At 70.1% G+C, this 3,957-nt stretch carries 1 protein-coding gene and 1 pseudogene; one reads left to right on the plus strand and one right to left on the minus strand.

The window, feature by feature from the left end:
* Positions 1-456: pseudogene (locus tag ACI2LP_RS33925) on the plus strand (acetyl-coenzyme A synthetase); the annotation flags it as partial.
* 160 nt (positions 457-616) lie between these two features.
* Here the strand turns inward: ACI2LP_RS33925 and ACI2LP_RS33930 are convergent.
* Positions 617-3,346 (minus strand): AAA family ATPase, encoded by a 2,730-nt coding sequence (locus tag ACI2LP_RS33930; RefSeq protein WP_404728385.1) that lies wholly within the window; start codon positions 3,344-3,346, stop codon positions 617-619.
* Between the last annotated feature and the right edge of the window lie 611 nt (positions 3,347-3,957).

The raw sequence follows: 3,957 nt of genomic DNA on the forward strand, positions 1-3,957 counted from the left end.
GACGGCGCCAAGAAGGACGACGACGGCGACATCTGGCTGCTCGGCCGCGTCGACGACGTCATGCTCGTCTCCGGCCACAACATCTCCACCACCGAAGTGGAGTCCGCACTCGTCTCCCACCCCAAGGTCGCCGAGGCGGCAGTCGTCGGCGCGGCCGACACCACCACCACCCAGGCCATCGTCGCCTTCGTCATCCTGCGCGGCAACGCAACGGAAGACGAAGGTCTGGTGGAAGAGCTGCGGGCGCACGTCGCCAAGACCCTCGGCCCCATCGCCAAACCCAAGCGCATACTCGCCGTCGCCGAGCTGCCCAAGACCCGCTCCGGCAAGATCATGCGGCGACTGCTGCGCGATGTCGCCGAGAACCGTCAACTGGGCGACGTCACCACCCTCACCGACTCCTCCGTCATGAACCTCATCCAGTCCCAGTTGCCCACCGCGGCCAACGAGGACTAGTCCCCGCCAACACCACACAGCGGTGATCCGGAGAAACGGGTCGCCACACAGACCGGATGCCGGGCAGTGAACCCCCCACTGCCCGGCATCCTGTTTCCCTTTACGGTCCCGGCCACTCGTTCGCGCCCCGGCGAGCCCGGCAAGATCGGCCGGGCGGGGCCTACGCCGCAAGAGCCTCCGCCAGTCCGGCCCGGCCGCTGATACCGAGCTTGTGGTACGCCTTGCTGAGATGGACCTCGACGGTCCGCAGACCGACGAAGAGCCGCGCCGCGATCTCCTTGTTCGTCAGGCCCTCGGCAGCGAGCTCGGCGACCCGGCGCTCCGAGCGGGTCAGTGCCTCCAGCCCGTGTGAGGCGCGGGACTCCGCCCGGAAACCGCCGGCCCGCAGCTCCTCCTGGGCGAAGCCGGCAACCACGGTCGCCCCGCACTGCTCGGCGACGTTGACCGCTTGCTGCAGCCAGTTCCGCGCCGCCGAAGGCAGCCCGTTCCGTCGTACCAGTGCCCCGTGGTCGGCGAGCGCCTGCGCGTACGAGAAGCGCGCGGCGGACGGTTCCAGCAGCCGGATGGACTCACGGAGCATTTCCGCGCCCGCGGAGCCCCCGGTGATGACTCCAAGAGCGCGGAGCGCCACCCCGGTGAACTCCGGTATCCCCCACGCCTGGGCGAGAGTGAGCTCATCCTCGACGAGTGCACTCGCCTGTTCGTGCTCACCGAGCACGGCGTGGGCCAGCGCGGCCTCGGAACGCCAGGGCAGCACGGCCGGTCCGGACATCCGGCGGGCCCCGGCACGGGCTCCGGCGTGGAGGAAGTCGGCGAGGCCCTCCCGGGCCCGGCCCTGTGCCATCCTCAGTCGGCCGCGGACCAGAGCGGTGAAGTCATTGGCCCAGTGCCGGTTGAGCCGACCGGTCAGCCCGTGGTCGGCGAACAGTTGCTCGGCCTCCTCGGTACGGCCCTGTTTGACCAGTGCGTCCGACCACATGGCCACGCCGTGACTGGTGGTCGGTCCGGCGCCGACACCTCTCAGCGATTCGACGGCGGCGCGGGCGTCGGCTTCGCATCCGACTACGTTGCCAACACGGTAGTTGACCCCGGCGCGCAGCGTGGAGAGGTACGCGGAGCTGAGTGCGGACCCTCCCACGCGGACCGCGTCCATGCTCGCGTTGACGTGGGCGAGGGCGAGATCGGAGCGGCCTGCCGCGGCCAGGGCCAGGACCGGGGCGGTGTAGACGAACGATTCGTCGTCCTCCGGGCAGACCCCGTCGCTCATGGCCTCCTGGGCGTAGGCAACCGCGTCCGCCGGGTCGCCTCCGTCCATGATCGAACGGAGCGAGAGCAATGCGGCGAGCGGCCGTTGTACGAGGGTTCCTTCGGCCTCGGCCAGGTCCATCGCCATCAGCCGGGGCATCGCCGCGGCGGCCGTTGAGGCGCTGCTGAGCTGGGCGTAGACCAGGTCGATCTCCAGGCGCAGGGCGTCCACCGGGCTGGCCGGGCGAATCCGCTCGGCGATGTGATCCAGGACGTCGAGCCCCTCGGGGTAGCGGTCCAGGGTGAACAGGGCAGCGGACAGCGAGCGTGCCGCCGCGGCCTGTTCGCCGGGCGCGCCGGCGAGATCCAGACTTCGGCGAAGGCTGTGCACGGCACTGGGCACGCAGTGGGCGAGTTCGGCCTCACCGAGCAAGGCGAGCGCCTGGGCCCGAACCGGGTCGGGGAGAGTTTCGCGCAGGGCGCGTCGCAGACAGCCGAGTGCGGTCGCGCGGTCTCCGCGTGCCCTCGCTTCGTCGGCCGCGCGGAGCAGCGCGTCGACCGCCCACTCCTGTCCCAGCGGAGCGTTCAGCAGATGAGGGACGACTGTGTCCCAGGCGGCCCCTTGGTCGATCAGGAACCGCGCCGCGCGGGCGTGGAGTTCCTGACGGCGGCTGGGCAGCACTTCATTGGCGACAGCCACGGACAGGACCGGGCAACTGAAGGCGGCGCCTTCCTCTGCACGGATCATCACTCCGGTGGCGGTGAGCGTGTGCATGCTGTCCTCGACAGCCAGCTGAGGCAATTCGGCGGCGCAGGCGATCAGGTCGGCGGCCGTCGCCCGTGGGCCGGCCAGCACGGCAGCCGCCTCGGCGGTGGCGACCGCATCGGGTCCGCAGGCCCGCAGCGTGGCCTGAACGGTACGGCCCACCTCGGCGGGTACGTAGCGGGCGAGATCGGTGCCGGTGTCGGCATCCGGCGCGGCTCCATGGGTGCGTATGGACCGGAGCAGGGCGTGCAGCAGGGCGGGGACACCGCCGGTGGCCGTGCGGCAGGCGGTGACGAAGTCCGGTTCGGGCTCAGTCCCGAGCACCGCTTCGGCGAGTTCGCCCACTTCTGCGTCGCCGAGCGGGGTGAGCCATATGCGGTGCCGGAACAGCGGCAGCAGCGTGCCGATGCAGTGCTCGTCGCCTGACGGGACCGCCGGACCCATGGTGGCGACCACGGTGATCGGCAGTCCGTCCAGTCGGCGAAGCAGCCTGCCCAGCCACGTGACCGAGGCCGTGTCGGCCCATTGGAGGTCGTCGATCCCCAGCACGACCCGGCGGTCGTCGCGGGCGAGAGCAGCCGCGGCCCGGTACGGAGCCTGGAAGTCGGCGACGGCCGCCTGCACGGTCTCGTCCAGTTCCTCCTTCGCGACGTGCTCCAACAACTGGTGGACGACACCGAATTCGGCCGGTGTGTCCAGAGCGTCGGCCGTCGCACTGAGGACGAGATGCCCGTCGACTCTCGCTCGGTGCAGCACCCGGCGGAGCAGGGCGCTCTTGCCCACGCCGCTCCCCCCGCGCACGATCACCGCCGTTCCGGGTGCGGCAGGTCTGGTCAGCTCACCCAGTGTGGCGAGTTCTCGTTGTCGTCCAATCAGCACGGTCGTTGCCCCGTTGTCATGCTTCACCAACCCACAGCCCTCCACTGTGGTCAGGGAGGCGACCGTGCCGTCACCGTACCGGGTTTTCGCGCCGAGGATGACGCTCCGTGGTGACGAGCAAGGCTGTGCTCAGCATATTTGCTGGAAAGTTCAGGAGCAGACGGGTGCCGAGTAACAGCGTGTCGTCGGCCCCGGACGAACCGAAAGGGGACCGGGGTGTCCACCGAGGGCGTTGACCGGGGTGTCGACCGGGACACCCAAGGGTTTGGCCGGACGGTGGTTCCTGGCTTGCACGGACCTTGCCGACGTTGGTGAAGTGAGATCCACCAACAGCGCTTCCCCGGACAGTTGGAGGGCAACCCCTCGCTGCCGGCAACAGCGCCGCCCCAGACTGCGGTTCAGGGGAATGCCTGCGCATTCGTGCGCATCGTCCCGCTGCCGCCACGACCAGCCGCTCGGGGCCATTCCAGGGGGAGCAAGCAGCGAATGCGAACGAAAGCAGGTACCGCCATGGGGAGAACGGGGAGCGACGCCAAAGTGAGGAGCGCCGGCAGCACCCCTCATACCGACACCGTGCCGACGGGGCAGAGCACGGACGACGACCTCGGCGG

The sequence above is a fragment of the Streptomyces sp. NPDC019890 genome (assembly GCF_044903445.1).
Lineage (GTDB): Bacteria > Actinomycetota > Actinomycetes > Streptomycetales > Streptomycetaceae > Streptomyces.